The 24,913-nt window shown below is 44.2% G+C and carries 13 protein-coding genes and 1 pseudogene; 3 read left to right on the forward strand and 11 right to left on the reverse strand.

Features of this window, described 5'->3' with window-relative positions; translation table 11 throughout:
* Positions 1 to 240: 240 nt before the first annotated feature.
* A pseudogene (locus ASG46_RS21625) lies at positions 241 to 3,555 on the forward strand (beta strand repeat-containing protein); the annotation flags it as partial.
* 26 nt (positions 3,556 to 3,581) lie between these two features.
* Here ASG46_RS21625 and ASG46_RS09650 read toward each other — a convergent pair.
* The 9 genes from ASG46_RS09650 to nirB (ASG46_RS09690) all read right to left on the reverse strand — a co-directional run bounded on the left by ASG46_RS09650 (position 3,582) and on the right by nirB (ASG46_RS09690) (position 16,293).
* Positions 3,582 to 4,142 (reverse strand): CatB-related O-acetyltransferase, encoded by a 561-nt coding sequence (locus ASG46_RS09650; protein WP_056704300.1) that lies wholly within the window; start codon positions 4,140 to 4,142, stop codon positions 3,582 to 3,584.
* Between the two features lie 64 nt (positions 4,143 to 4,206).
* Positions 4,207 to 5,574 (reverse strand): MATE family efflux transporter, encoded by a 1,368-nt coding sequence (locus ASG46_RS09655; protein WP_035703202.1) that lies wholly within the window; start codon positions 5,572 to 5,574, stop codon positions 4,207 to 4,209.
* 19 nt (positions 5,575 to 5,593) lie between these two features.
* Positions 5,594 to 7,078 (reverse strand): D-alanyl-D-alanine carboxypeptidase/D-alanyl-D-alanine endopeptidase, encoded by a 1,485-nt coding sequence (gene dacB / locus ASG46_RS09660; RefSeq protein ID WP_056704301.1) that lies wholly within the window; start codon positions 7,076 to 7,078, stop codon positions 5,594 to 5,596.
* 131 nt (positions 7,079 to 7,209) lie between these two features.
* Positions 7,210 to 8,190, reverse strand: coding sequence for a pectinesterase family protein (locus ASG46_RS09665; RefSeq protein ID WP_056704304.1), 981 nt, complete (start codon positions 8,188 to 8,190; stop codon positions 7,210 to 7,212).
* Between the two features lie 99 nt (positions 8,191 to 8,289).
* Positions 8,290 to 8,982: a DUF421 domain-containing protein gene (locus ASG46_RS09670; RefSeq protein WP_008346595.1), complete on the reverse strand. Its 693-nt coding sequence runs from the start codon at positions 8,980 to 8,982 to the stop codon at positions 8,290 to 8,292.
* A gap of 66 nt (positions 8,983 to 9,048) precedes the next feature.
* Positions 9,049 to 9,372: a nitrite reductase small subunit NirD gene (gene nirD, locus ASG46_RS09675; RefSeq protein ID WP_008346593.1), complete on the reverse strand. Its 324-nt coding sequence runs from the start codon at positions 9,370 to 9,372 to the stop codon at positions 9,049 to 9,051.
* Between the two features lie 23 nt (positions 9,373 to 9,395).
* On the reverse strand, positions 9,396 to 11,807 hold the full coding sequence (gene nirB, locus ASG46_RS09680; protein ID WP_056704306.1) for a nitrite reductase large subunit NirB: 2,412 nt from the start codon (positions 11,805 to 11,807) through the stop codon (positions 9,396 to 9,398).
* Between the two features lie 89 nt (positions 11,808 to 11,896).
* Positions 11,897 to 14,035: an assimilatory nitrate reductase catalytic subunit NasC gene (gene nasC / locus ASG46_RS09685; RefSeq protein WP_041507108.1), complete on the reverse strand. Its 2,139-nt coding sequence runs from the start codon at positions 14,033 to 14,035 to the stop codon at positions 11,897 to 11,899.
* Positions 14,032 to 16,293 carry a nitrite reductase large subunit NirB gene (nirB, locus tag ASG46_RS09690; protein ID WP_056704307.1) on the reverse strand — a complete coding sequence of 754 codons (2,262 nt, stop codon included), beginning with the start codon at positions 16,291 to 16,293 and terminating at the stop codon, positions 14,032 to 14,034. The genes nasC and nirB (ASG46_RS09690) overlap by 4 nt, the downstream gene beginning before the upstream one ends.
* A 169-nt stretch (positions 16,294 to 16,462) precedes the next feature.
* Here nirB (ASG46_RS09690) and ASG46_RS09695 point away from each other — a divergent pair, with 169 nt between their 5' ends.
* Positions 16,463 to 17,665: a nitrate/nitrite transporter gene (locus tag ASG46_RS09695; protein WP_008346586.1), complete on the forward strand. Its 1,203-nt coding sequence runs from the start codon at positions 16,463 to 16,465 to the stop codon at positions 17,663 to 17,665.
* A gap of 63 nt (positions 17,666 to 17,728) precedes the next feature.
* Here ASG46_RS09695 and gltD read toward each other — a convergent pair whose 3' ends face one another.
* Together gltD and gltB are read right to left on the reverse strand one after the other, a co-directional pair.
* Positions 17,729 to 19,213: a glutamate synthase small subunit gene (gltD, locus tag ASG46_RS09700; protein WP_008346585.1), complete on the reverse strand. Its 1,485-nt coding sequence runs from the start codon at positions 19,211 to 19,213 to the stop codon at positions 17,729 to 17,731.
* Between the two features lie 16 nt (positions 19,214 to 19,229).
* Entirely contained in the window at positions 19,230 to 23,801 is a 4,572-nt protein-coding gene (gene gltB / locus ASG46_RS09705; protein WP_056704309.1) for a glutamate synthase large subunit, read from the reverse strand.
* A 153-nt stretch (positions 23,802 to 23,954) separates the two neighbouring features.
* Between gltB and ASG46_RS09710 the strand changes: the two genes are divergently transcribed.
* Complete coding sequence (locus ASG46_RS09710; protein WP_056704310.1) at positions 23,955 to 24,857, forward strand: LysR family transcriptional regulator; 903 nt, start codon at positions 23,955 to 23,957, stop codon at positions 24,855 to 24,857.
* Positions 24,858 to 24,913: the final 56 nt, after the last annotated feature.

Genomic DNA, 24,913 nt, shown 5'->3' on the forward strand with positions numbered 1-24,913 from the left:
ACAGGTTCAACCGGACCTACTGGGGCAACGGGCAGCACTGGACCAACTGGTCCGACTGGCGCTACGGGAATCACAGGTTCAACTGGAGAAACTGGTGCTACTGGTATCACAGGTTCAACCGGACCTACTGGGGCAACGGGTATCACAGGTTCAACCGGASCTACTGGTGCCACTGGAATCACGGGTGCAACTGGAGCTACTGGTGCCACGGGTATCACAGGTTCAACCGGACCTACTGGNATCACAGGTTCAACCGGASCTACTGGTGCCACTGGAATCACGGGTGCAACTGGAGCTACTGGTGCCACGGGTATCACAGGTTCAACCGGACCTACTGGGGCAACGGGCAGCACTGGACCAACTGGACCTACTGGGGCCACGGGTATCACAGGTTCAACCGGAGCTACTGGGGCCACTGGAATCACGGGTGCTACCGGAGCTACTGGTGCCACGGGAATCACAGGTTCAACCGGACCTACTGGGGCAACGGGCAGCACTGGACCAACTGGTCCGACTGGTGCTACTGGTATCACAGGTTCAACCGGAGCTACTGGGGCCACGGGTATCACGGGTGCAACCGGTCCGACTGGTGCCACGGGTATCACAGGTTCAACCGGTCCGACTGGTGCTACAGGAATTACAGGTTCAACTGGAGCTACTGGGGCCACAGGTATCACGGGTGCTACTATCACAGGTTCAACCGGTCCGACTGGGGTCACTGGTAGCACAGGTTCAACTGGAGCTACTGGGGCCACGGGTATCACAGGTTCAACCGGTCCGACTGGGGTCACTGGTAGCACAGGTTCAACCGGACCTACTGGCGCCACGGGTATCACAGGTTCAACCGGTCCGACTGGTGCTACAGGAATTACAGGTTCAACTGGAGCTACTGGGGCCACAGGTATCACGGGTGCTACCGGTGGTCCGACTGGTGCYACKGGTATCACAGGTTCAACCGGACCTACTGGTGCTACAGGTATCACAGGTGCTACCGGAGCTACTGGTGCTACAGGTATCACRGGTGCTACCGGTCCGACTGGKGCCACGGGTATCACAGGTKCAACCGGTCCGACTGGTGCTACWGGTATCACAGGTTCAACCGGACCTACTGGTGCTACAGGTATCACAGGTTCAACCGGAGCTACTGGTGCTACAGGTATCACAGGTTCAACCGGTCCGACTGGGGTCACTGGTAGCACAGGTTCAACTGGAGCTACTGGGGCCACGGGTATCACAGGTTCAACCGGTCCGACTGGGGTCACAGGTKCAACCGGTCCGACTGGGGTCACTGGTAGCACAGGTTCAACTGGAGCTACTGGGGCCACGGGTATCACAGGTTCAACCGGTCCGACTGGTGCTACTGGTATCACAGGTTCAACCGGATCTACTGGTGCCACGGGTATCACAGGTTCAACCGGTCCGACTGGTGCTACTGGTATCACAGGTGCAACCGGACCTACTGGGGCCACTGGTGTGACGGGCAGCACTGGACCAACTGGTCCGACTGGAGCTACGGGAATCACAGGTGCAACCGGTCCGACTGGTGCTACTACTGGGGCCACTGGTGTGACGGGCAGCACTGGACCAACTGGTCCGACTGGAGCTACGGGAATCACAGGTGCAACCGGTCCGACTGGTGCTACTGGTATCACGGGTGCAACTGGAGCTACTGGTGCTACAGGAATTACAGGTTCAACTGGAGCTACTGGGGCCACAGGTATCACGGGTGCTACCGGTCCGACTGGGGTCACTGGTAGCACAGGTTCAACTGGAGCTACTGGGGCCACGGGTATCACAGGTTCAACCGGACCTACTGGTGCTACAGGTATCACAGGTTCAACCGGACCTACTGGGGCCACGGGTATCACAGGTTCAACCGGAGCTACTGGTGCCACTGGAATCACGGGTGCAACTGGAGCTACTGGTATCACAGGTTCAACCGGAGCTACTGGTGCCACTGGAATCACGGGTGCAACTGGAGCTACTGGTGCCACGGGTATCACAGGTTCAACCGGACCTACTGGGGCCACGGGCAGCACTGGACCAACTGGTCCGACTGGAGCTACAGGAATTACAGGTTCAACCGGAGCTACTGGTGCTACTGGTATCACAGGTTCAACCGGAGCTACTGGKGCCACGGGTATCACAGGTTCAACCGGTCCGACTGGTGCTACAGGAATTACAGGTTCAACTGGAGCTACTGGGGCCACAGGTATCACGGGTGCTACTGGTGCTACAGGTATCACAGGTGCTACCGGTCCGACTGGGGTCACTGGTAGCACAGGTTCAACTGGAGCTACTGGGGCCACGGGTATCACAGGTTCAACCGGACCTACTGGTGCTACTGGTATCACAGGTGCAACCGGACCTACTGGGGCCACGGGTATCACAGGTTCAACCGGAGCTACTGGTGCCACTGGAATCACGGGTGCAACTGGAGCTACTGGTGCCACTGGAATCACGGGTGCAACTGGAGCTACTGGGGCCACGGGTATCACAGGTTCAACCGGAKCTACTGGTGCTACAGGWATYACAGGTTCAACTGGAGCTACTGGGGCCACAGGTATCACGGGTGCTACCGGTCCGACTGGTGCCACGGGTATCACAGGTGCAACCGGTCCGACTGGTGCTACTGGTATCACAGGTTCAACCGGACCTACTGGGGCAACGGGTATCACGGGTGCTACTGGATCTACTGGTGCCACGGGAATCACAGGTTCAACCGGACCTACTGGGGCAACGGGCAGCACTGGACCAACTGGTCCGACTGGCGCTACGGGAATCACAGGTTCAACTGGAGAAACTGGTGCTACWGGTTCAACCGGACCTACTGGGGCAACGGGCAGCACTGGACCAACTGGTCCGACTGGCGCTACGGGAATCACAGGTTCAACTGGAGAAACTGGTGCCACGGGTATCACAGGTTCAACTGGAGCTACTGGTGCTACAGGAATTACAGGTTCAACCGGACCTACTGGGACCACTGGCAGCACGGGTGCAACTGGAGCTACTGGGGCCACGGGTATCACAGGTTCAACCGGACCTACTGGGGCCACTGGTGTGACGGGCAGCACTGGACCAACTGGTCCGACTGGCGCTACAGGTATCACGGGTGCTACCGGACCTACTGGAACAGGTGGTTTTACGGATACAGCACTATATGCTGCTAATAGTTCTGGTCCTACCATTGTTACTGTAGCCTCGGGAACGAATATTCCATTGCCGAACTTTCAAAACATTACCGGTTTTACAGCAAACGGCACAAGTACGGTTTTTACCGTTCTGCAAACAGGTAAATATTATATTACGTATCAAGTCAACACCACTACAGCACTTTTGATTAATACGCGTTTACTGTTAAATGGAACAAATACTATTTCTGGTTCTGTTCAATCACCTACTATCTCTACTTCATTTATTAACAATACTGTCATTGTTAATTTAACAGCTGGTAATACTATTTCACTGCAGTTTTTTGGAGTGGTTGTCACAGCTATATTAGTTGGCGGTGGTGGTGCGGCCGGAGCAACCTTGACCATCATACGGCTCAGTTAAGCAAAAAAAGAAAAAAGAAAGGCTTTTCAGCCTTTCTTTTTTATGTCTTCTATAACTTTTATACAATGTTCGATATCATTAGATTGTAAGAGGTGAAAAATAGATTGGATGACGGTAAACTCTAAATTCCACCATTCTAACAACTGAAGTTTTTCAATGATATCAGAAGAAAACCGATATTTCATGAGACGCTGCGGGTTCCCTGCGACAATCGCATATGGAGGCACATCTTTTGTAATCAGACTATTTGCTCCAATGACTGCCCCGTTTCCTATCTGTACCCCTGACATGATTGTTGCTCCATATCCAATCCAAACATCGTGCCCTATACACACATCCCCTTTTGATCGTGGATGTCCTTCAATGTGGGCAGCATCTGTGAAAATTTGATTAAAGGGATATGTGGTGACCCAATCTGTTCGGTGTTCACCACCAAGAAAAACTTTTACTTCGTTTGCGATGGAACAAAACTTTCCTAGATTCAGCGTTGTTCCTTCTCCCCACGTCAAGACTTGAAAATCTGGTCCAGCATAAGTGAAGTCACCGATATCATATGAACTGAGCTCACTTCTTTGGTTTAAAAACATAGAAGATCAGACCCCCTACAAAGTAATCGATCTTCGTATATATATGCCAGATGATAGGCTCACATTATGATTGGACAAGTGCAACGATCTGCTTTTTCTTCCATACCAGTCGATAATAGCCGTATTGGAGCAATAAGTTTACAAAAAAGGCTGCAGGATATCCTATCCAGATTCCTTTGATCCCAAGCGATGTATGATGTGATAGCACATAAGCCACTGGTACTTCAACAAGCCAAATGGAACAAATACTAAAGATGGTCGGCCATAGAACTGTGCCGCTTGCTCTCATTGTGGCTGCAACGATTTGTGCTGTTCCGAAAATGAGATAGCTCCATAGGGTAATCACGACCAAACTATATGCAATGTCGATCGTTGCAGGATCTGTTAAAAAGATAGATAAAATTTGCGGTGCGAAAATATAGACGAAAATAATAATCAATCCGCCTATTGCAAAGTTTAGCCCCAGCCCAATTTTAATGACATCCTTCAAACGATTCATGTTTCCTGCGCCAATGAACTGTGCGGCGAAGATAGAAACCGCAATACCAAGGCTCACTGCGGGCATCTGTACATAACTTACAACTTGGTTGACAACGCCATAAGCTGCGGTCGCCTGTGATCCATAATCGTTGACAAAAGAAATGACAGCAATTTCTGATAAAGAAATCAGAATCATATTAATACTAGAAGGGATACTTAACTTTAATAGCGTTTTTAATAAATCCCCTTTCATCAATAAATGCTTTCTAACCGACGCATCAATGCGCAGCGGGTGCTTTGTTTTATAAAGATAGATATGAAGAATGATAAACGTAACGATTGTAGAAATCACAGAAGAATACGCAGCACCATATAAACCAAATGCCGGTAAACCAAGCCAGCCGAATAATAAAATTGGCAGCAATAAAATATTGGTTCCTGTACTAATCATTAAGAAATAAAATGGTGTTTTTGAATCTCCTGTTCCTCGTAAAAAAGTTGTATAGACAAAATAAAGAAATAAGATGGGCATGGAGATGAATAGGATTCTGGCATATGCCGCACTTTCCTCCACAATATTTGCAGGTGTCCCCATCAGATGTAAAATATCTGTGGCAAAAAAACCTCCAATGACAGCTAAAGAAAGTCCGATTAAAAAGGTGAACGAAAGCGTTGTACCGATAATTTCCTTTAATCTCTGCTCATTTTTTGCTCCGTATGCTTGTCCAATCAGGATCGAGCTCCCTGATCCAATCCCAATGGAAAAAGAAACAAGTAAAAAGAAAAGTGGAAAGAATGCAGATATCGCAGCTACTGCATCCTCTCCAATCCATCTACCGACAAGCACAATGGAAACAAGCTGTCCAATTGATTGCAAAATATTGCTTAATAAAAGTGGAATTAGAAAGATCGACATGGTTTTTACTAAAGATTGATTATTATCTAACGTCATGATGGTTCTCCTTCTCTGTCTAAAGATCCTCAGCTAACATGCTGACAATGCGGTCTTCTATCTCTTTTCCTTTTTCGTCATCAACGAGATGATTCAATAAGATGGAAAAAGCAAGCGTTTTTCCACTCTGCGTTTCAATATATCCAGATAGTGTGCTGACCGTTGATAGTGTACCTGTTTTTGCACGCACTTTTTCTAGTGTAGCTGGTTCTTTCAATCTATTTCTTAATGTACCTCCCACCATACGCTCACTTGCCCCAGCTAACGGAAGTGCATGGACATAGGTGTTAAACCATTTTTCCTTTTGAATGTTTGTCAAAAATAACGTGAATTGATTTGCAGAAACAAGGTTAATGGGTGATATGCCTGATCCGTCTCTCAACACAGTCATAGATGCATCTATGCCATAGGCAGGAAGACGTTCATTCAGCACGTCAAGCCCTTTGTCAAAACTCCCTTTGTTCTTTACCCGCTTCCCAAGTTCTTTTAACAGAATTTCTGCATGTGTATTGTTGCTTAATTTCATCATCGGAACAAGAAGATCGGATAAAGGCATTGATGTATGGGAAGCGATTTTTTTCGCTTTTTTAGGAACTTGTTTTGTTTGGAGTGGTCCTTTCAGCTGAATCCCCTCAGCCTTTAATGCTCGTTTCATTAAGTCTAAAGCATACGTTGTCGGTTCCCATAATGCGACCCATTGTTTAGACGAGGATGCTTTTAGCGGAATCGTCCCAGTCAGTGTAATTTTGTTTGTGCCGTGAGAGCGTTTAAAAGATATTTTCTTCTTTCCACCTTCTGGCACAGTTTTCACTTGATTGACAACTTGAGCGACGTCAGTCTTCGGGATCATCTCATAGCTGGCCTTCTGCCCTGCTTTCTTTCCCGGCTTGACTTCGAGAATGATCGTTCCTGCATCATAATCCTCATTCGGTGAAGCAGTAAGAGCAGATATTTGAGCGCCGTAATATTGATCTTCATCACTCCACGGCAGATCGATGGAATACCTTGTGTCATCAAACCAAGTATCATCAGCTGCAAGCTGTCCACGAATCGTATGTATTCCGGCCTTTTTGACTTGTTTGGCTAATGCGGCAAAATCGCTTTCTAACAATGTCGGGTCTCCAGAGCCTCGGAGATAAAGATTGCCGTGCAATGTTTTTTTGTGAATTGAACCATCTATCCAAACGTCTGTTGGAAAAGTGTGTGTTTCACCCAATAGATCGAGTGCGATAGCAGATGTGAGTAATTTCATATTAGAAGCAGGAGTCAGACGGATGTCCGCTTGATGTTCATAAAGAAGAGAAGTGTCAGAAGTATCGCGTACGCTGATGCCAGCAATTGCGCCCTCTAAATCAGGTGCTGTTCGAATGAATTCGTCTAAAGAAGTGATCCATTTTGATTGATCATCATGAGCTGTTAGTTGTTCATCTTTCACTGAAAAAGGGAGAAATAACATCGACAAAATACATAGTTGTAAAAACATGACCTGTGAGAAACGTTTCACGCAATCCCTCCTTTTTAGAAAAGCAGCCAAATTTAGCAGATTATGTTCATTATACACAAAAGAACGTTTGTTCTCAAAGGTTTTTTAAACAGAAAAGTCAGCTTTCTTTGACGAAAACTGACAAGCCTCTTTTACCTTTTTTCAGGATTCCAGCCATCGCTTCCGCTAAGCACGGATTGAACGGTGATTTGACTTGCTTCGTTTTTTGTTAATATCGTTGACCATTTCACCCGGTTTGCCACATGACTCCCTGCGCCCGTTGATCCATATTCTTGATATCTAGCCGTTCTTTCGTTGTCTTTGTTATCCCAGTTATGCCATCCCTCAGCTTTAATATGTTCATCCATTTTTGTTTGGAGGAACGTGACAGCCGAATGTGGTCTCCATGGACGGCCTAAGTACACAGATTGAGACGAAGCCGTTCCTTTATTTAATGTGGAATCAATAAAAACGTAGCCATACTTTTGCGCTTCTGTTGTGGATGCCGCTGTAATATACCCATTTCCAAGACTTTTTATTTCAGCTCTTTTAAATACAGCCGTTGCTGAACCAAAGATGAAGTCAACCGTGCCCTCGATATAACAATCTTCATAATATTGTCTCCCTGTGCCAGTGGCATAAAGTGTATCTTGATACCCGAGAACACGTACGTGTTTAAACACAGCCCGGTCCCCGGATACATAAAGGGCAACCGCCTGCCCTGCGTTTCGGCCAGCTGTATTTTGAAACGTGATATTTTCTGCATAAAAATGATTTGCCCGAATCATTGTACTAGAGCTATTGGTTGTGCTCCCGCTGCTTGCATTTGTATCATCATACGTCAGAATCGTCTGATACTGATTTTCTCCAATAAAGGACACATACGGCTTATTTTGCGGAAGGAGAATCTTTTCTTTATACACACCATTTTTAATATATATCGTCGTTTGCTGTTGATTGTTCACTGGTATCGCATCAATGGCAGATTGAACCGTTCGAAATGTCCCATTTCCTTTTTGATCGACAATAAGCACGCGGTTTGTTTGATGGTTGTGTCCAGCTGCTTGCGCATAAGCTGAGTCAAAAAGCAGTAAGGCCAATACCATCATCAGCAGTCGTTTTCCATACTTCATCACACATCTCCCCCTTATATTGTGAACGTTTTCATTGACGTATTCTTTTTGATCCTATTCAGTTATAAAACAAAAAAACACAAAAAAACATCCACTGTGTTAGGTTGTGGATGTTTTTTCATATTTCATCGCATAAATTCCTTCATTTTCAATCCATTCACAAAATAGGACGTCTTTATAGGAGGATATGTGCTGCTTTTTCAATTGCTCTCTCAGCCACGCTTCATCAAATCCAGCTTCCTTTAAATCTTTTTTTAAAATCTCTCCGTCGATAATAAACGTTCTAGGCAATGTGACTTCTTTTCCTTTCACGTTCACATCTTCGGCTGTAGCTGGTGCATATTTCATTTTCGGAAGCACACTCACAGACCCATCCGTTTCCAAAATGGCAAATTCAATTTCATTAAGAGCAAAATGCCCTTTCGCTCGAATCAGCGTCTGCAGCTGATTTAAATCGAGCATATTTTTCTTTAATCGATTGTAGTGAATCTTTCCTTTATCAATCACAAGAGTGGGTCTTCCCTCTAAAAAAGCGCGAATGGATTTGAATTTTTGTGAAAGCCATTCAACTGTGTAGATTAAAACGCCCCAGACTGCAACTGCAAAAAGGATATGTAGCACGCTGACTTCTGGATCAAAAATGGCGTTACCGACCATCTCCCCTAAAATCAGTGCAGAAATAAAATCAAACGGCGTGATTTGTGCAAATTGTGTTTTCCCTAATAGCTTTGTAATGGAAAATAAAGCGAAAAATCCGATAAAGAGTTCAATCAAAATATTAAAAAATGGCACACATATACCTTCCTTTCTCACTGCATGTACTTACAGCATGTACAGGAAAGGAAGGTTCTAAACCATTTATGAAGGCAGTAAAATAAAGACGTCGTCTCCCTCAACCAATGCTTCATATGTTTTCACGCATCCATGATCTGGTTCTTGAACATTTCCTGATGAAAGGTTGATTTTCCAATCATGCATTGGACAGAAGACATGATCTCCGCTCACCATTCCTTCAGCTAGTACACCGCCTTTATGAGGACAGCGATTTTCAATGGCTTTGAACTGCTTGTTAGAGGTTTGAAAAACAGCTAATTCAAGTGGACCGGCTGCGACTGTTTTCCCTAGCTGCAACGGGAAATCTGATATTGTACCAATATGAACTTTTACAATTGAAACTGTCATCTGATCTCATCCCTTCAATTGATTTAGACGGAAGCAGTTGCCTTTTGAAATAATTGTCTTGTTTCTGTTTCGTTCTCTCGAATCTCTTGCCACGGTTCTTCATAAGTTGAAAGTGCGATGTCCATTCTTTCGATGAGTGCTGCACGTTTCTTGTCGTCTAGCAGGACCGTTTGGATATGATTCAATCCAAGCCGTTCAACCCAAGCGGATGTTCTCTCTAAATAATTTGCGGTTTCTCTGTAATATTGAAGGTAGGCTGCGGCCATTTGTTCTACTTCTTCTGCTGTACTTACTTTCATTAATAAGTCTCCAGCTCGTAAATGTGTCCCTCCATTCCCGCCAGCATACAATTCAAATCCCCCATCGATACCTACGATGCCAAGATCTTTAATCCCAGATTCAGCACAGTTTCTTGGACAGGCTGATACGGCCATTTTGACTTTGTGCGGTGTGGCAAGTCCTTCAAATTTCTTTTCAAGTGCGATCCCAAGAGAAATGGAATCTTGCGTTCCGAATCTGCAAAATTGTTCTCCAACACAAGTTTTGACGGTTCTTAATGATTTTCCGTAAGCATAACCAGACGGCATATCTAAATCAGCCCATACTTTTGGTAAATCTTCTTTTTTGACACCTAAAAGGTCGATTCGCTGCCCTCCAGTCATTTTCACAAGCGGTATCTCATATTTGTCAACGACATCCGCTATTTTTCTCAGGTCATTAGCATTAGTCACGCCCCCGTACATACGTGGAACGACCGAATAGGTACCATCGTTTTGGATGTTGGCATGCATTCGTTCATTCACAAATCGCGAGCTTTTTTCATCTTTGTAGTCAAGAGGATACATCATCCCTAAATAGTAATTCAGTGCAGGCCGGCACTTTGAACAGCCTTCTTCTGTTTCCCAGTCAAGTACATTCATCACTTCTTTGACATGCCGCAAACCTTTCTCTTTTATTTCATGAATCACTTCATCTCTTGATAAGGTGGTGCAGGCGCAGATGGTTTCTTTTTGCGCAGTGCGGTTTGCATCATCGCCTAAAGTGTGCCATAAAATCTCTTCCACAACAGATTGACAGCCTCCGCATGACCGAGAAGCACTTGTACATTGCTTGACCTCTTGTATAGTCGTTAGGCCTTCTTTTTGAATAGCTGCCACTATTTGACCTTTTGAGACACCATTACAGCCACAAACGATATGGTCGTTTGCCATTTGTTCAATCGTGTTTTCTTGCGCCAGCTCATTTGATGTTAAGACAGATACTTTTTCCATATCTGACATATCAACACCTTCTCTAATGTACGAGAATAAACGTGGTCCATCGCTTGTTTCTCCAAACATGACGGCGCCGACTAATCGGTTTTGCTGGAAGACTAGTTTTTGATAAATACCTTGCTGTTCATCAAAAATTTTAATCGCTTTTTTCTCATCGTTTTCGATAAAATCTCCAGCTGAAAATACATCAACCCCTGATACTTTTAGCTGTGTCGATAGTACAGATCCTTCATAAGGCGTCGGGGCCATATCACATACATGCTTCGCAAGCACGTTTGCTTGATCGTATAATGGCGCAACAAGACCGTACGTTTGTCCTCTATGTTCAACACATTCTCCGACTGCGTAAATCCGCGGGACACTTGTTTCCATGAAATCATTGACGATAATCCCCCGGTTCACTTCAATGCCGCTCGTTTCGGCAAGCTTGTGATTCGGTTTAATTCCTGCCGCCATGACCACCATATCTGTCTCTAATGTAGAACCATCTGAAAATGTTAGCCCTTCTACCCTTGTATCTCCTAAAATCTCATTTGTCTGTTTTCCTAATAGAAAGCTCATGCCTTGTTTTTCTAAAGCTGCTTGCAGAAGCTGACCTGCCACCGGATCGAGCTGACGGTCCATTAAATGAGAGCCAAGGTGAATGACGGTCACTTCCATACCTAAGTTTAATAGACCACGTGCTGCTTCAAGTCCAAGGAGCCCGCCTCCAATAACGGCTGCTTTTTTGTACATCGTAGATGCTTTGACCATTTCCTCTGTGTCTTGTAATGTACGAAAAGCTGTTACCCCTTTTTTATCGCTCCCTGGAATGGGCGGGATGAACGGGAGTGACCCTGTCGCTAAAATTAAACGGTCATAATGCACGGTCCGTCCTTGATCACTCATAACGGTTTGATTGTCTGGATCGATCTTCACAATGGTCTCATTTGTAAACAGCTGAATATGATGTTCCTTGTACCAATTCCAATCGTTTAACGTAATATCCTCTGTCTTTGTATCCCCTTGGAGAACTTTCGATAAAAGAATCCGATTATAGTTAGGATACGGCTCAGTTCCAAATACAGTCATGTCGAATCGTTCATTGTCTGTTTTTAAAATGTTTTCGAGCGTTCGGATACCAGCCATACCATTCCCTACTAATACGAGTTTTTCTTTCATGAAAAACACCCCTCATGTGATCGTTTTTTAGAAAGTACCATAATCTAAATAAAGATGGAAAATACATGTTAAAATTTCTCACATAGTTTTCAATTCTTGTAGGCTGACAGCTGTACAGGACAATATTTAAAACCTGGCATTTTACTGTGTGGATCTAACTGTTTACCAATTAATAGGTTAATTGATTGATGTTTATTCCAGTGAAATGGAACAAACACAGTATCTTTTCGGGTGGTATCTGTTATGTGGCACCTCATGATGACACTACCTCGTTTTGACTGGATGGTGACGAGTTCCCCGTGCTGAATCCCGTAAGCTTCGGCTGTATCAGGATGAAGCTCTACATAAGCTTCAAACTGCCGGGCAACAAGAGAGGTGCTTTTTCTTGTTTGAACGCCCGTTTGGTAATGAGCCATCACCCTGCCGGTCGTTAAATAGAGTGGATATTCTGGACTGACTGGTTCTTTTGCACCCTGTTGTCCATGTGCAACGACTGCAAATTTTGCTAATTTATCAGGATGTGAGAATTGATGCTCAAATAGTCTTTCTGTTCCTCGGTCTTCCAAATGAGAGCAGGGCCATAATATGCCTTGCGTCTTCCTTAACCTGTCATAGGTCATACCGGAATAATCGGCTTTGGCTCCTTTCGTTGCTGTTCTCAATTCCTCAAAGATGTCTTCTGCAGATGAAAAAGAAAAAGAGCCGCCTTTGCCTAATACTGCTGCTAAATCACAAATGATTTGCCAATCGTGCTTTCTTTGGTGTTTGAGTGGATAGGTTGCTTCTCTCAGCGTAACGCGTCCTTCTATGTTCGTCATGGTCCCTTCGTCCTCTAAATATGACGAAGCTGGTAAAATAACATCTGCGAGTGCAGCCGTCTCAGAGATAAATAAATCAATTGCGACAAAAAAGGACAGCTGCTCGATGGCTTTTTTGATAAAGCTTGCATGCGGACCTGATTGAACGGGATTAGAACACATTAAAAAGAGCGCTTTTATCTCTCCTTTCTGCATTTTTTCAAACATTTCAAAAGCAGATACACCTTTTCCAGGCAGTTCTTTTTCATCGATCTTCCATATTTCGGCCATTTCTTTTCTATGTACTGGGTTTGTGATATCACGGTAACCAGGAAGCTGATCTGCTTTTTGTCCATGCTCTCTTGCACCCTGTCCATTTCCTTGCCCAGTAATCGCACCATAGCCACACCCAATCCGGCCAATTTTCCCAGTAACAAGCAGAATATTCAGGAAATTACGAACGGATGCTGTCCCGTCTATTTGCTGCTCAATGCCTCTTGCAGTCAGAATCATGCCTGTTTTTTCGCGTGCGAATTTTCTCGCTATTTTTTGAATGACTTTCATCGATACACCGGTTTGCTGCGTAATGTCTTGCAGGGACATGTGTGAAATATGCTGTTTCATTTCTTGAAAACCTGATGTTCGTTTTTTAATAAATTCTTCGTCTAGTAACTGTTCATGAAGCATGACGTGTAAGATTCCATTTGCGAGTGCAGCATCTGACCCAGGCCTTAAGCTGACATGTAAGTCAGCTAGTTTGGCTGTTGCTGTTTTTCGCGGATCGATCACGATGAGAAATGCCCCGTTCTTTTTAGCTTCTTCCAAGTACGGTATGAGGGTCGGCTGACATTCCGCTATATTGGTTCCAACCAATAGTAAAACCCGGGCATGCTTGATGTCACGAAGCGGAAAGGTTAGACCCCGATCAAGTCCAAATGTTTGGTTAGCTGCTGTTGCTGCTGAAGACATACACAGTCTTCCATTGTAATCAATGTATTTCGTTTTAAGGGCGACCCTTGCAAATTTTCCGAGTAAATAAGCTTCTTCATTTGTAATCGATGCACTACCATACACACTGATAGCATCGTTCCCATGTTCCGTCTGAAGGGTTTGAGTGCGTGCTTTGATTTCGTCAAGTGCCTCTTGCCAAGTCACTTTGACAAATTGACCGTTTCTTTTGATGAGGGGGTGATTCAATCGTTCCTTGTGCAGTGCGTGCTGGTGGGCATGCTGCCCTTTCATACAGATCCTGCCGAACGTGGTTGGATTATGAATACCTATCGTCTGGTAGCGTGTTCGCCCTTCTGCGTGCTGCTCGACTAATTGCATTTTGCACTGCATACTGCAAAACGGACATTGAGATGGGAACACCCTTTTTCGCTCTTGCTGCTCTGATGTTTGCTGCACATATTGTAAAAAAGATTGATTCATACATTCACACCCTTTTGTCTACTTTGCTCAAATTGTTCGCAGAGCTCTTCTCTCATTTCCTCATCGAGCAATTTTTCTCGGATGGAAATGATGCCGTTTTTTTGGATCCAGTCTCCAATAGATTCTTGAAAATATGCACGTTTTCTATAGTCTTCAAGCAGTGCTTTTAAAAAAGGAATCAGCTCATCCGTTCGGCTCACAGAATAAAAAAGTTGACCTGCCTTAGGTTGACGTATGCTGCCTCCTATATAAATGTCCCATTCATCCAGCTGCTTCTTGATGCAGATGTCATAGATGGGGCTGAAATGACATACGCAGGAAGGACCAGCGATATGAATCGATGTGACTGCAGGTAAAAGCGTGTTTTCTAGTTGTCTTTCGATCTCTATGACAAGTGTTGTGACAGATGAATCGTGATGACAATCACATGAAAGAACATGAGAAAGTCTCTTGCTTTCTTGTGGCATGATGTGTCCATGTTCTTTTACAATATGGGCGGCCTCTTGTGAAATACCGATCAGCCGAATTCGTTTATTCTCCGTTAGTTCTACGTGCTGAATTTGCTTTTGCTCTAATAATCCGGTTATCATCTGTAAAAATGTCAGATCAAGACGGCCACCATATAACTGAGGCATTAGTATGTGCTCATGATCTGATGGGCTGTCTTTTACGAAAAGATCTTGAAACTGCTCAAGATAGTATGGAATGGCTGCTCGGCACTTGTCACAGCCGTTATCTGTCATCCAATCAAATTGTCTTCTTACTTGCTCTTCATTTAGCGGATGCTGATTTTTTATATACGAAAAAATGGTCTCTTCCTCTACATTTGTGCACGAGCAAAACGTGTCCAGGGCTTCCGTTAGCTGATTTGATGAGACATGGTAGCAGGCACGAACAAGCTCTTGACAGCCTCCGCAGCCCGTTGCGGCACCTGTCTGCTTTTTGACTTCTTCTAAGTCTTTCAGCTGATGGACCGATATGCTTTTGAATATTGCTCCCTTCGTCACCGTATGGCATTGGCAGATGAGATCCTCTGCTTTTAATGAATCTAAAGGGGATATCTGCTCTTCATTCAGTGATTTCATGACTACGCTTTTATCACGCCCCACTTTTACATCCTGCAAAAGCTGCTCAGCTCTCTCAAGTTGACCAACTAATACAACGCCTGTGAGCACATCATGTTCAAACACTAGTTTTTTATATACTTCTTGTTCTTCATCTAAGTAAGTCACCACTGAAGCGGAGGGGGATCGGTTTACAATACTGCCAGCAGAATAAATAGATATGTCATTTGCTTTCAATTTTGTTGAATAAATGGCAGGAGGTAAATTCGTGACCAGTTCATCTAATAAATGATTCGCAAGCACGTTTGCTTGTTCATAAATAGGCTGCACAAGACCGTGCACCATCCCCTTATGCTCTGCACATTCTCCAATAGCATAAATATTCTCAACGTTTGTCTGCATGACATCATTTACAACAATGGCTTTTCTTGTATGAATGCCGTGCTGTTTTGCAAGCTCTATATTCGGACGGACCCCCGTTGTGAAAACCACGAGATCAGCATCCACGATGCCTCCACTTTTTAACAGAACGCCTTCTACTCTCTCGTTTCCTACACATGCAATCGTATGAGCATTTGTTTTTACCTGAATCCCCTTGCGACTTAATTGTTGAGACAAAAGTCCTGCAGCTGTTTCATCTAATTGGCGTTGCATAAGCCAATCCGTGTGATGAATCAAGGTTGTCTTCAGTCCAGCGATCTGTAAACCAGCGGCCACTTCCACACCAAGTACACCACCTCCAATGACTGCTGCACGCTCATAGCGTAAAGAATCAGCGTAAATGGCCTCATAATCGTCAATCGTACGAAAAGCATAGACCCCTTTTTTGGATACGCCTTGTATAGGCAGAAAATGAGGCGATGAGCCTGTGGCGATAACCAGTTTGTCATACGGGATATTCCGGCGTGCTTCTGTCATGAGCAATTGCCGGCTTGTATCGATGTGCACAACCGTTTCGCCTGTTTGGATGGTGATGTCATGTTTGGTGTACCATTCTTTTGGCTTTAGTTCAATTTGAGACAACGATTCACTTTTTTGTAAAACTGACGAAAGTTTTATTCGGTTGTAGGCCGGGTGCTTCTCTTTTCCAATGATCGTGATGGAATAGCGTTCTGGCTGTTTCTTTACGATATGTTCGATACATTTCATACTCGCCATGCCGTTTCCGATAAACACGAGTTTACGTTTTGCCATGTGAGATCAACCTTTCTAGCTTTTTGCGCCAAAGCAATGTTTGCCTAGATTATGGCACACATTTGTAAAAAAGTGTTTATCCATGTCATTTTTTCTAACACAACACTTCCATTCCTTCTATCAACTCGCTATCTTTAAGTCAGAAAATTCAAAATAAAGGAGGGGTTTTGTGAAACTCTCAGAATTGACTTCTAGTGGTCATCCTAAGACATTGTTTGGTTCATTTTTATATTTTGACGTGAGTTTCATGATTTGGGTTTTGCTGGGGGCACTCGGTGCTTTTATTGCACAAGATTTTGCCTTATCGACAATAGAAAAAGGCATGATTGTAGCCATTCCGATTTTATCCGGATCTTTTTTTCGAATTGTGCTAGGCCTATTAACAGACCGAATGGGACCTAAAAAAACAGCGATGATGGGCATGATTTTGACCACCATTCCGCTCATATGGGGGTTTTTCGGTGGTACAACCCTTTCAGAGCTAGTACTGATCGGGATTTTATTAGGGGTTGCAGGTGCGAGTTTTGCGGTCGCTTTACCGATGGCAAGCCGCTGGTACCCTCCTCATTTACAAGGGGTAGCGATGGGAATTGCCGGCGCCGGAAACAGCGGAACACTGATCTCGACACTCTTTGGACCAAGGCTTGCGGAGATGTATGGCTGGCATACAGTGATGGGGCTCGCTCTTATTCCTTTAAGTTTCGTCTTTTTGTTTTTTATTTTCACAGCAAAAGATGCACCAAACCAGCCCGCCCCTCAGCCGCTTCGGTCCTATTTTTCAGTCTTTCAAGTGAAAACAACGTGGTTTTTCTGCCTGCTTTATGCGATTACATTCGGTGGTTTTGTCGGCCTTTCAAGTTTCTTGAGTATTTTCTTTGTGGACCAATATGCGATTTCAAAAATTCATGCTGGTGATTTTGTGACGCTTTGCGTGGCGGCAGGCAGCTTCTTTCGGCCAGTTGGCGGTTTGATTGCCGATAAAATTGGCGGGATGAAAGTACTGCTCGGTTTATTTGCTTTGATTGGTATCTGTTTAGGGGCAGTGAGTAGTCTACCTGCTTTACCAGTGGTCATTGCGCTTTTATTTGTCGGAATGATGTGTCTTGGTATGGGGAATGGGGCGGTGTTCCAGCTTGTGCCGCAAGTGTTTCATAAGGAAATTGGGATTGTGACTGGAATTGTAGGGGCTGCAGGAGGCATTGGGGGATTCTTTTTACCAAACGTTCTTGGCAGTTTAAAAGAAATGACGGGCTCCTATACGTTTGGTTTTTTGACCATTTCTCTTTTTGTTCTTGCTGTCTTCCTCTGTTTGGTTGTATCCCAGTTCAAACGTAAAAAAGTCATTATCCAGCCAACCATGTCTGAATCATAAAAAGCCATGACCACTCTTTGGTCATGGCTTTTCTCTATATATGGTAAACACCCTTTGTTTGACCTATTTTGGCAGAACCGAACTCCCCATTAAATAACGGTCTACCTCATGCGCCACTTGTCTGCCTTCGTTAATTGCCCAGACAATCAAGCTTTGACCGCGTCTTGCATCTCCCGCTGCAAATACGCCTTCTACATTCGTTGTATATTCCCCATATTTTGCGTCAATCCGATTGTTTTTGCTGTCCACGCCAAAGTGTTTCACTAGTGGCTGTTCAGTTCCCTCAAAACCAATCGCAATAAAGACTAGCTGAGCTGGCCATACCTTCTCTGTTCCTGGAATCTCATGAAATTCAAACTTCCCTTGCTCGTTTTTCACCTTTTCCATTTGAATGGTATGAAGCTCTTTTAACTTCCCATTTTTATCAGCCACAATCTTTGTGGTTTGAATCGAATATTGGCGCGGATCTTCTCCAAATTTTGCTTGTGCTTCTTCGTAAGCATAATCTAGAGAGAAGACATAAGGTTGTTCTGGCCACATGTTATCCCCTACACGTGTATCTGGAAGCTTTGGATGCTTTCCGAATTGAACAACACTTTTTGCTTTTTGGCGAAGTGCAGTTGCGACGCAGTCAGCGCCTGTATCTCCTCCGCCAATCACAATGACGTCTTTCCCTTTTGCGTCAATAAAGTTTTTATCTTTGAATCCTGAATCAAGCATGCTTTTTGTTGCGAGTGTTAAATAATCCATTGCCAGGTGAATCCCTTTTGCTTCCCTGCCTTCAATTAACAGGTCACGCTGCTTTTGTGCACCTGTACAAAGGATGACCGCATCAAATTGCTCTTTCAGTTCATCAGCCGTGATATCCACACCAATTTCTGTATTGGTCACAAAGTCAATGCCTTCTTGTCTTAGCAGTTTAACTCTGCGCTCAACGACTTCTTTGTCGAGCTTCATATTAGGAATACCATAAGTGAGCAGTCCGCCTAGACGATCAGATCGTTCAAACACGGTTACAGCGTGTCCTGCTTGGTTTAGTTGGTCTGCACTTGCCAGTCCTGCTGGTCCTGATCCGACAATAGCAACCTTTTTCCCTGTACGGCTTGAAGGAATTCTTGGTGTAATCCAGCCATTTTCAAAACCTTTATCAATGATCGTCCGTTCGATATTTTTAATCGATACTGCTGGATCATTGATGGCGACGGTACATGAGCCTTCACAAGGTGCTGGACATACTCTTCCAGTAAATTCAGGGAAATTGTTCGTTTTTTGTAGTCTTTCAAGCGCTTCTTTCCATCTGCCCCGGTAGACAAGGTCGTTCCATTCTGGAATTAAATTGTAGATCGGGCAGCCAGAAACGCCGCCCCTGATCTCCATCCCAATTTGACAAAACGGTGTTCCGCAATCCATACATCTAGCACCCTGCTGTTTCAATACCTCATCTGTATAAGGAGCTGAATATTCTTTCCAGTCATTTTGACGAGTGAGAGGGTCACGTTCATTTGGCTTTTCTCTTTTATAATCCATAAAACCTGTTGCTTTGCCCATTGTCCTCTCCCCTTTCTTAATGAGCGACGGCTGCTTTTTGCCCGTTTGCCGTTTCTTTATTTTTCGGTTTTGTGTTTGCTTCAAATGCGAACATAACGGCTTCCTCGTGGCTGAGGCCTGCTTGTTTTTGTTCCTCAATGCTTTGAAGCATCATTTTGTAATTTCTCGGAATGATCTTAATGAAGTGATTCTTTTCTTGTGCCCAGTTCTCTAGAAGCGCTGCTGCTTTTGAGCTGTTTGTATAATCAAGGTGTTCCTGAATCATTTGCTTCACTTCTTGTTCTTCTTCGTGATCTGTGAGTTTTTCAAACATGATCATTTCCATGTTGCACATTCTTTTGAACTGTTTTGCATCGGATGTATGCACATAAGCGATACCGCCAGACATCCCTGCGCCAAAGTTTTTCCCGACGTCACCTAAAATGACAACACGTCCGCCAGTCATGTATTCACAGCCGTGATCACCGATTCCTTCAACGACCACATTGACACCTGAATTACGAACGGCAAATCGTTCACCTGCACGACCGTTAATATACGCTTTTCCGCTTGTCGCGCCGTAAAATGCAACGTTACCGACAATCACGTTCTCATGTCCATTTTGTACAAAGTGATCAGATGTTTTGACAGCAATTTTGCCTCCAGAGAGTCCTTTGCCGATATAGTCATTTGAGTCACCTGTTAAATATAAAGACATCCCCTTTGGAACAAATGCGCCGAAGCTTTGTCCAGCTGAACCAGTGAACCGAAGTGTGATCGTATCCTCTGGCAGGCCTTCTTCTCCGTAGCGCTTAGACACTTCACTTCCCGTAATCGTTCCAGCTACACGGTGAATGTTGCGAATGTTTAGTGACAGATCAACTGGTGTTTGATGATCGAGCGCTTCCTGTACATAAGGGAGAATCTCATTCATATCCAGTGATTCATCAATTTTATGATTTTGCGGCGTTCTGAATGTGCGTGCTCCCTCTGGCTGATAAAGCAGGGTTTCAAGGTTCAGCTGTCCTGCTTTCCAGTGTGATTTTGCTCTTTCACTTACTGATAAGACATCCGTACGTCCAATCAATTCATCCATTGATGTAAATCCAAGTTCAGCTAAGATTTCTCTTACTTCCTCTGCAATAAACATCATGAAGTTGACAATGTGATCAGGGTCACCCATGAATTTTTTGCGAAGTTCCGGGTTTTGAGTAGCGACACCGACTGGGCAAGTATCTAAATGACATGCTCTCATCATGACGCATCCTAATACGACAAGTGGAGCTGTCGCAAAGCCGTATTCTTCTGCTCCTAAAATCGCAGCCATGACAACGTCGCGTCCTGTCATTAATTTGCCATCCGTTTCAAGAACGACTCGCTCTCGAAGGCCGTTTAAGACAAGGGTTTGATGCGCTTCTGCCAATCCAAGCTCCCAAGGAAGTCCTGTATGTTTAATACTTGTTTTCGGAGAAGCCCCAGTACCGCCATCATATCCACTAATCACGATGACATCCGCTGTCCCTTTTGCGACACCTGCTGCAATCGTACCAACGCCAGCTTTAGAAACTAGCTTGACACTGATGCGTGCATCACGGTTTGCATTTTTCAAATCATGGATCAATTGAGCCAAATCCTCGATTGAATAAATATCATGGTGAGGCGGTGGTGAGATTAGGCCAACACCTGGCGTAGAACCACGTACGTCTGCGACCCAAGGATATACTTTATTCCCTGGCAGTTGTCCACCTTCTCCAGGCTTTGCCCCTTGCGCCATTTTAATTTGCAGTTCATCTGCATTGACTAAATAATGACTTTTCACGCCAAAGCGGCCAGAAGCAATCTGTTTAATCGCACTTCTGCGATCATCCCCGTGCTCATCTACTGTGAAGCGTGCAGGGTCTTCCCCGCCTTCTCCGCTGTTGCTTTTGCCGCCAATTCGGTTCATCGCAATCGCTAGTGCTTCATGCGCTTCTTTACTTAATGAACCAAATGACATCGCACCTGTCTTAAAGCGGCGTACAATGGATTCAGCAGATTCAACTTCTTCTAGACGAACTGGCTTTTGTTTTGAATGAAAAGCAAATAGATTTCTAAGGAAACCAATTCGTTCTTCATCCGCCGCCTTCGTATATTGCTTAAATAGATCATAATCTTCGTTGCGGCATGCCCACTGAAGGGTATGAATGGTTTTTGGGTTAAAGGCATGATGCTCTCCATTTTTTCTCCACTGGAACTCACTGCCTGATTCTAGCGTTTGATCAGTTGATGCCTGATACCCAGCCTCATGACGAAGCTTTGCTTCACTTGCAATGGTGTCAAGATCAATACCGCCTAGCTGAGAAGCTGTTCCTGTGAAATACGCCTGGATGACATCTTCACTAATGCCGACTGCTTCAAAAATTTGTGCGCCTCGATAGCTTTGGACAGTGGAAATTCCCACTTTAGACATTACTTTAACTACGCCCTCAGTCACACTTTTCCCAAACTTTGTGACAGCTTCATCAAAGCTAATCGCAATCGCTTCTTCAGCAATAAGCTGTTTGTATGTTTCGTAAACGAGGTACGGATGGATCGCATCTGCACCGTAGCCAATCAGTGCGGCAAAATGATGAACCTCTCTTACTTCTCCAGATTCGACGATTAAGCTCACCTTTGTTCGTAAGCCTTGACGCACAAGATGCTGATGAAGTGCACTCAATGCAAGAAGTGGTGGAATCGGCACTTTTTCTTCCGTCATGTCACGATCGGAAAGAATTAGTAAAGATACCCCTTCACGAATCGCTTTTTCTGCCTCTTCAAACATCGCATCAAGACCACGTTTTAGGTCATCAGTGAAAAGTGTATGAATCGTTTTGCTTTTAAAGGCGTTATGAACAATCGTTTTCAAGCCGTTGAACTGCCCGCTTGTTAAAACAGGTGTATAAAGTTTAATTCTTCGGCATGAATATTCATTTGGATGTAAAATATCTCCCTCAGCACCTAACCAAGTCATGGTCGATGTAACGAGCTGCTCACGAATGGCATCAATTGGCGGGTTCGTGACTTGAGCAAACAGCTGTTTGAAATAAGAAAACAGCGACTGCGCACGATCTGATAACACAGCAAGCGGTGTATCACTTCCCATCGAGCCGATTGGGTCCTTTCCTTCTTCTAGTAAAGGAATTAAATACTTTTGAATGTCTTCGTACGTATAATGGAAAGCACGCTGACGTGTTAACAAGTCACTCATGATACTAGAATTTTCTGAATTTTCTTCAGAGCGATTGACGTGAACCATTTCTTCATCGAGCCATTTTTGATAAGGAAGTTCATTCGCAATCGAAGATTTCACTTCTTCATCAGAAATAATGCGTCCTTCTTCTAAATCGATTAACAGCATTTTACCTGGTTCAAGACGGTCTTTATACTTCACATCTTCTTCATTTGTGTCGATGACGCCGACCTCAGATGAGAAAATGATATGATCGTCATTTGTCACGTAGTATCTCGCGGGTCTTAATCCGTTCCGGTCTAAGATGGCGCCGATTTGTTTACCATCCGTAAACGAAATCGCTGTCGGACCATCCCACGGCTCCATTAACGAACTATGATATTCATAAAATGCCCGTTTCTCTTTAGACATGTGCGTATTCTCCGTCCACGGCTCAGGAATCAGCATCATCGCTGTATGAGCAGGAGTACGCCCTGCAAGCACGAAAAATTCAAAGGCATTGTCTAAAATGGATGAATCACTTCCGTCTGCATTCAGCACTGGCAAAATCTTGTCTAGATCTTCTCCGAAGGCTTCAGACACGAATTGTTGTTCTCTTGCTCTCATCCAATTGATGTTTCCTCTTAATGTGTTGATTTCTCCGTTATGAATTAAGTAACGGTTTGGATGCGCTCGTTCCCATGTCGGGAATGTATTTGTACTAAATCTTGAATGAACGAGTGAAAATGCAGAAACAAATGTTTCATCCTGTAGATCAAGATAAAAAGCATCAACTTGATCTGATGTTAAAAGTCCCTTATATACAATGGTTTGACTAGACAGACTGACAAAGTAAAATTGTTTTTCTTCTGCTGTTCCCCAGTTTTCAGCCTGCTTACGGATGACGTATAATTTTCGTTCAAATGACAAACGGTCTGTTACGTTGTCGTTTGCTCCGATGAACACTTGCCGGACAACCGGACAGCTCTTCGCTGCAACCGTTCCAATTTTCCCAGCATCAACAGGGACCGTTCTCCAGCCAATTAATGTTTGCCCTTCTTGTTTAATGAAGCCGTTGATCTTTTGTTCGATCGCTTGACGCGTTTTGGCATCATCATCTTTTGAAAAGAACACCATTCCTACCCCGTAACGGCCCTTTTCAGGAAGTGCAAAGTCTTGGCAGTTCTTTCTAAAAAAAGCGTCTGGCAGTTGTACCATTAATCCGGCACCATCACCTGTATACGGATCACTGCCTTGCCCGCCGCGGTGATCAAGCTGGCACAGCATTTGCAATCCCTTTTTGACGATGCTATGTGTCGCCTCCCCTTTTAAATGGGCGTACAGTCCGATTCCACATGCATCATGTTCAAATTCAGGACGGTAGAGACCTTGTGGTTGTGGTAGTTGATTATAAGTCATCGTTTCTCTCCCCCGTTTAAAAGATCCGTTTTTTCACAGTAATAAAATCTCACAAACTCTGTAACTTATTTTAAGTTTTCAAATTAATATAAACAATATATAATTTAGATCAAAACAATCTCTTTTTGAGATAGATGGGTGTGAAGTGCAAAAATGGAGCTTCGTCAATTACGTTATTTTGTAGAAGTTGCTGACCGTGAACACGTGTCAGAAGCGGCTGAAAACTTACACGTTGCCCAATCTGCCATCAGCCGGCAGATTGCCAATTTAGAAGAAGAACTTGGAGTGGCTTTATTCGAACGAGAAGGACGAAATATCAAATTAACGAAAATCGGCAGACAATTTTTGGACCATGTCAGAACTGCCCTAAAAGCGATAGATTACGCCAAAGAACAAATTGATGAATACTTAGACCCCCACAAAGGGACAGTGAACATTGGATTTCCTACAAGTCTAGCAAGCCAAGTGCTCCCTTCTGTCATTTCCGCATTTAAGATGGAATATCCAGAGGTCGATTTTTTACTTCGTCAAGGTTCCTATAAGTTTCTGATTGAAGCTGTCAAAAATCGAGACATTGATCTTGCCTTTTTAGGACCCGTCCCGACAAACGATCCTCAAATAGAAGGAAATATCTTGTTTTCCGAAAGCATTTATGCCCTTTTGCCTATTAGTCACCCCTTTAGCGGGCAAAGAAGTATTCATTTAAGTGATTTGAGAAAAGACCATTTCGTTTTATTTCCTGAAGGATATGTGCTGAGACAAATTGCGGTTGATGCCTGTAAGCAGGCTGGCTATGAGCCAACTATCTCATCTGAAGGAGAAGATTTGGATGCCATTAAAGGTCTTGTGTCAGCGGGTATGGGCGTTACTTTATTACCCGAAAGTGCTTTTTATGAAACAACACCGCGATTTACAGTGAAAATTCCCATTGATTTCCCTCAAGTGAGAAGAACGGTCGGAATTATTGCGTCTAAATCGAGAGAGATGTCTCCTTCTGCCCATGATTTTTATATGTTTGTAAAGGACTTCTTTTCAAAAATTGAACAATATAAATAATTCATTAAAACAAGACATTTCATTTGTAGAAATAATCCCTCTTTGTATATGATGAG

Origin of the sequence: Bacillus sp. Leaf49 (assembly GCF_001426125.1) — a bacterium.
Taxonomy (GTDB): domain Bacteria; phylum Bacillota; class Bacilli; order Bacillales; family Bacillaceae; genus Bacillus; species Bacillus altitudinis.

Excerpts from the sequence above, each read along its gene's own strand:
- nirB (WP_056704307.1), bottom strand. The coding sequence starts at position 16,293 with ATGGCAAAACGTAAACTCGTGTTTATCGGAAACGGCATGGCGAGTATG.
- nirB (WP_056704306.1), bottom strand. The coding sequence starts at position 11,807 with ATGAAAGAAAAACTCGTATTAGTAGGGAATGGTATGGCTGGTATCCGA.
- gltD (WP_008346585.1), bottom strand. The coding sequence starts at position 19,213 with ATGGGCAAAGCAACAGGTTTTATGGATTATAAAAGAGAAAAGCCAAAT.
- nirD (WP_008346593.1), bottom strand. The coding sequence starts at position 9,372 with ATGACAGTTTCAATTGTAAAAGTTCATATTGGTACAATATCAGATTTC.
- ASG46_RS09710 (WP_056704310.1), top strand. The coding sequence starts at position 23,955 with ATGGAGCTTCGTCAATTACGTTATTTTGTAGAAGTTGCTGACCGTGAA.
- nasC (WP_041507108.1), bottom strand. The coding sequence starts at position 14,035 with ATGAATCAATCTTTTTTACAATATGTGCAGCAAACATCAGAGCAGCAA.
- ASG46_RS09655 (WP_035703202.1), bottom strand. The coding sequence starts at position 5,574 with ATGACGTTAGATAATAATCAATCTTTAGTAAAAACCATGTCGATCTTT.
- ASG46_RS09650 (WP_056704300.1), bottom strand. The coding sequence starts at position 4,142 with ATGTTTTTAAACCAAAGAAGTGAGCTCAGTTCATATGATATCGGTGAC.
- ASG46_RS09665 (WP_056704304.1), bottom strand. The coding sequence starts at position 8,190 with ATGAAGTATGGAAAACGACTGCTGATGATGGTATTGGCCTTACTGCTT.
- gltB (WP_056704309.1), bottom strand. The coding sequence starts at position 23,801 with ATGACTTATAATCAACTACCACAACCACAAGGTCTCTACCGTCCTGAA.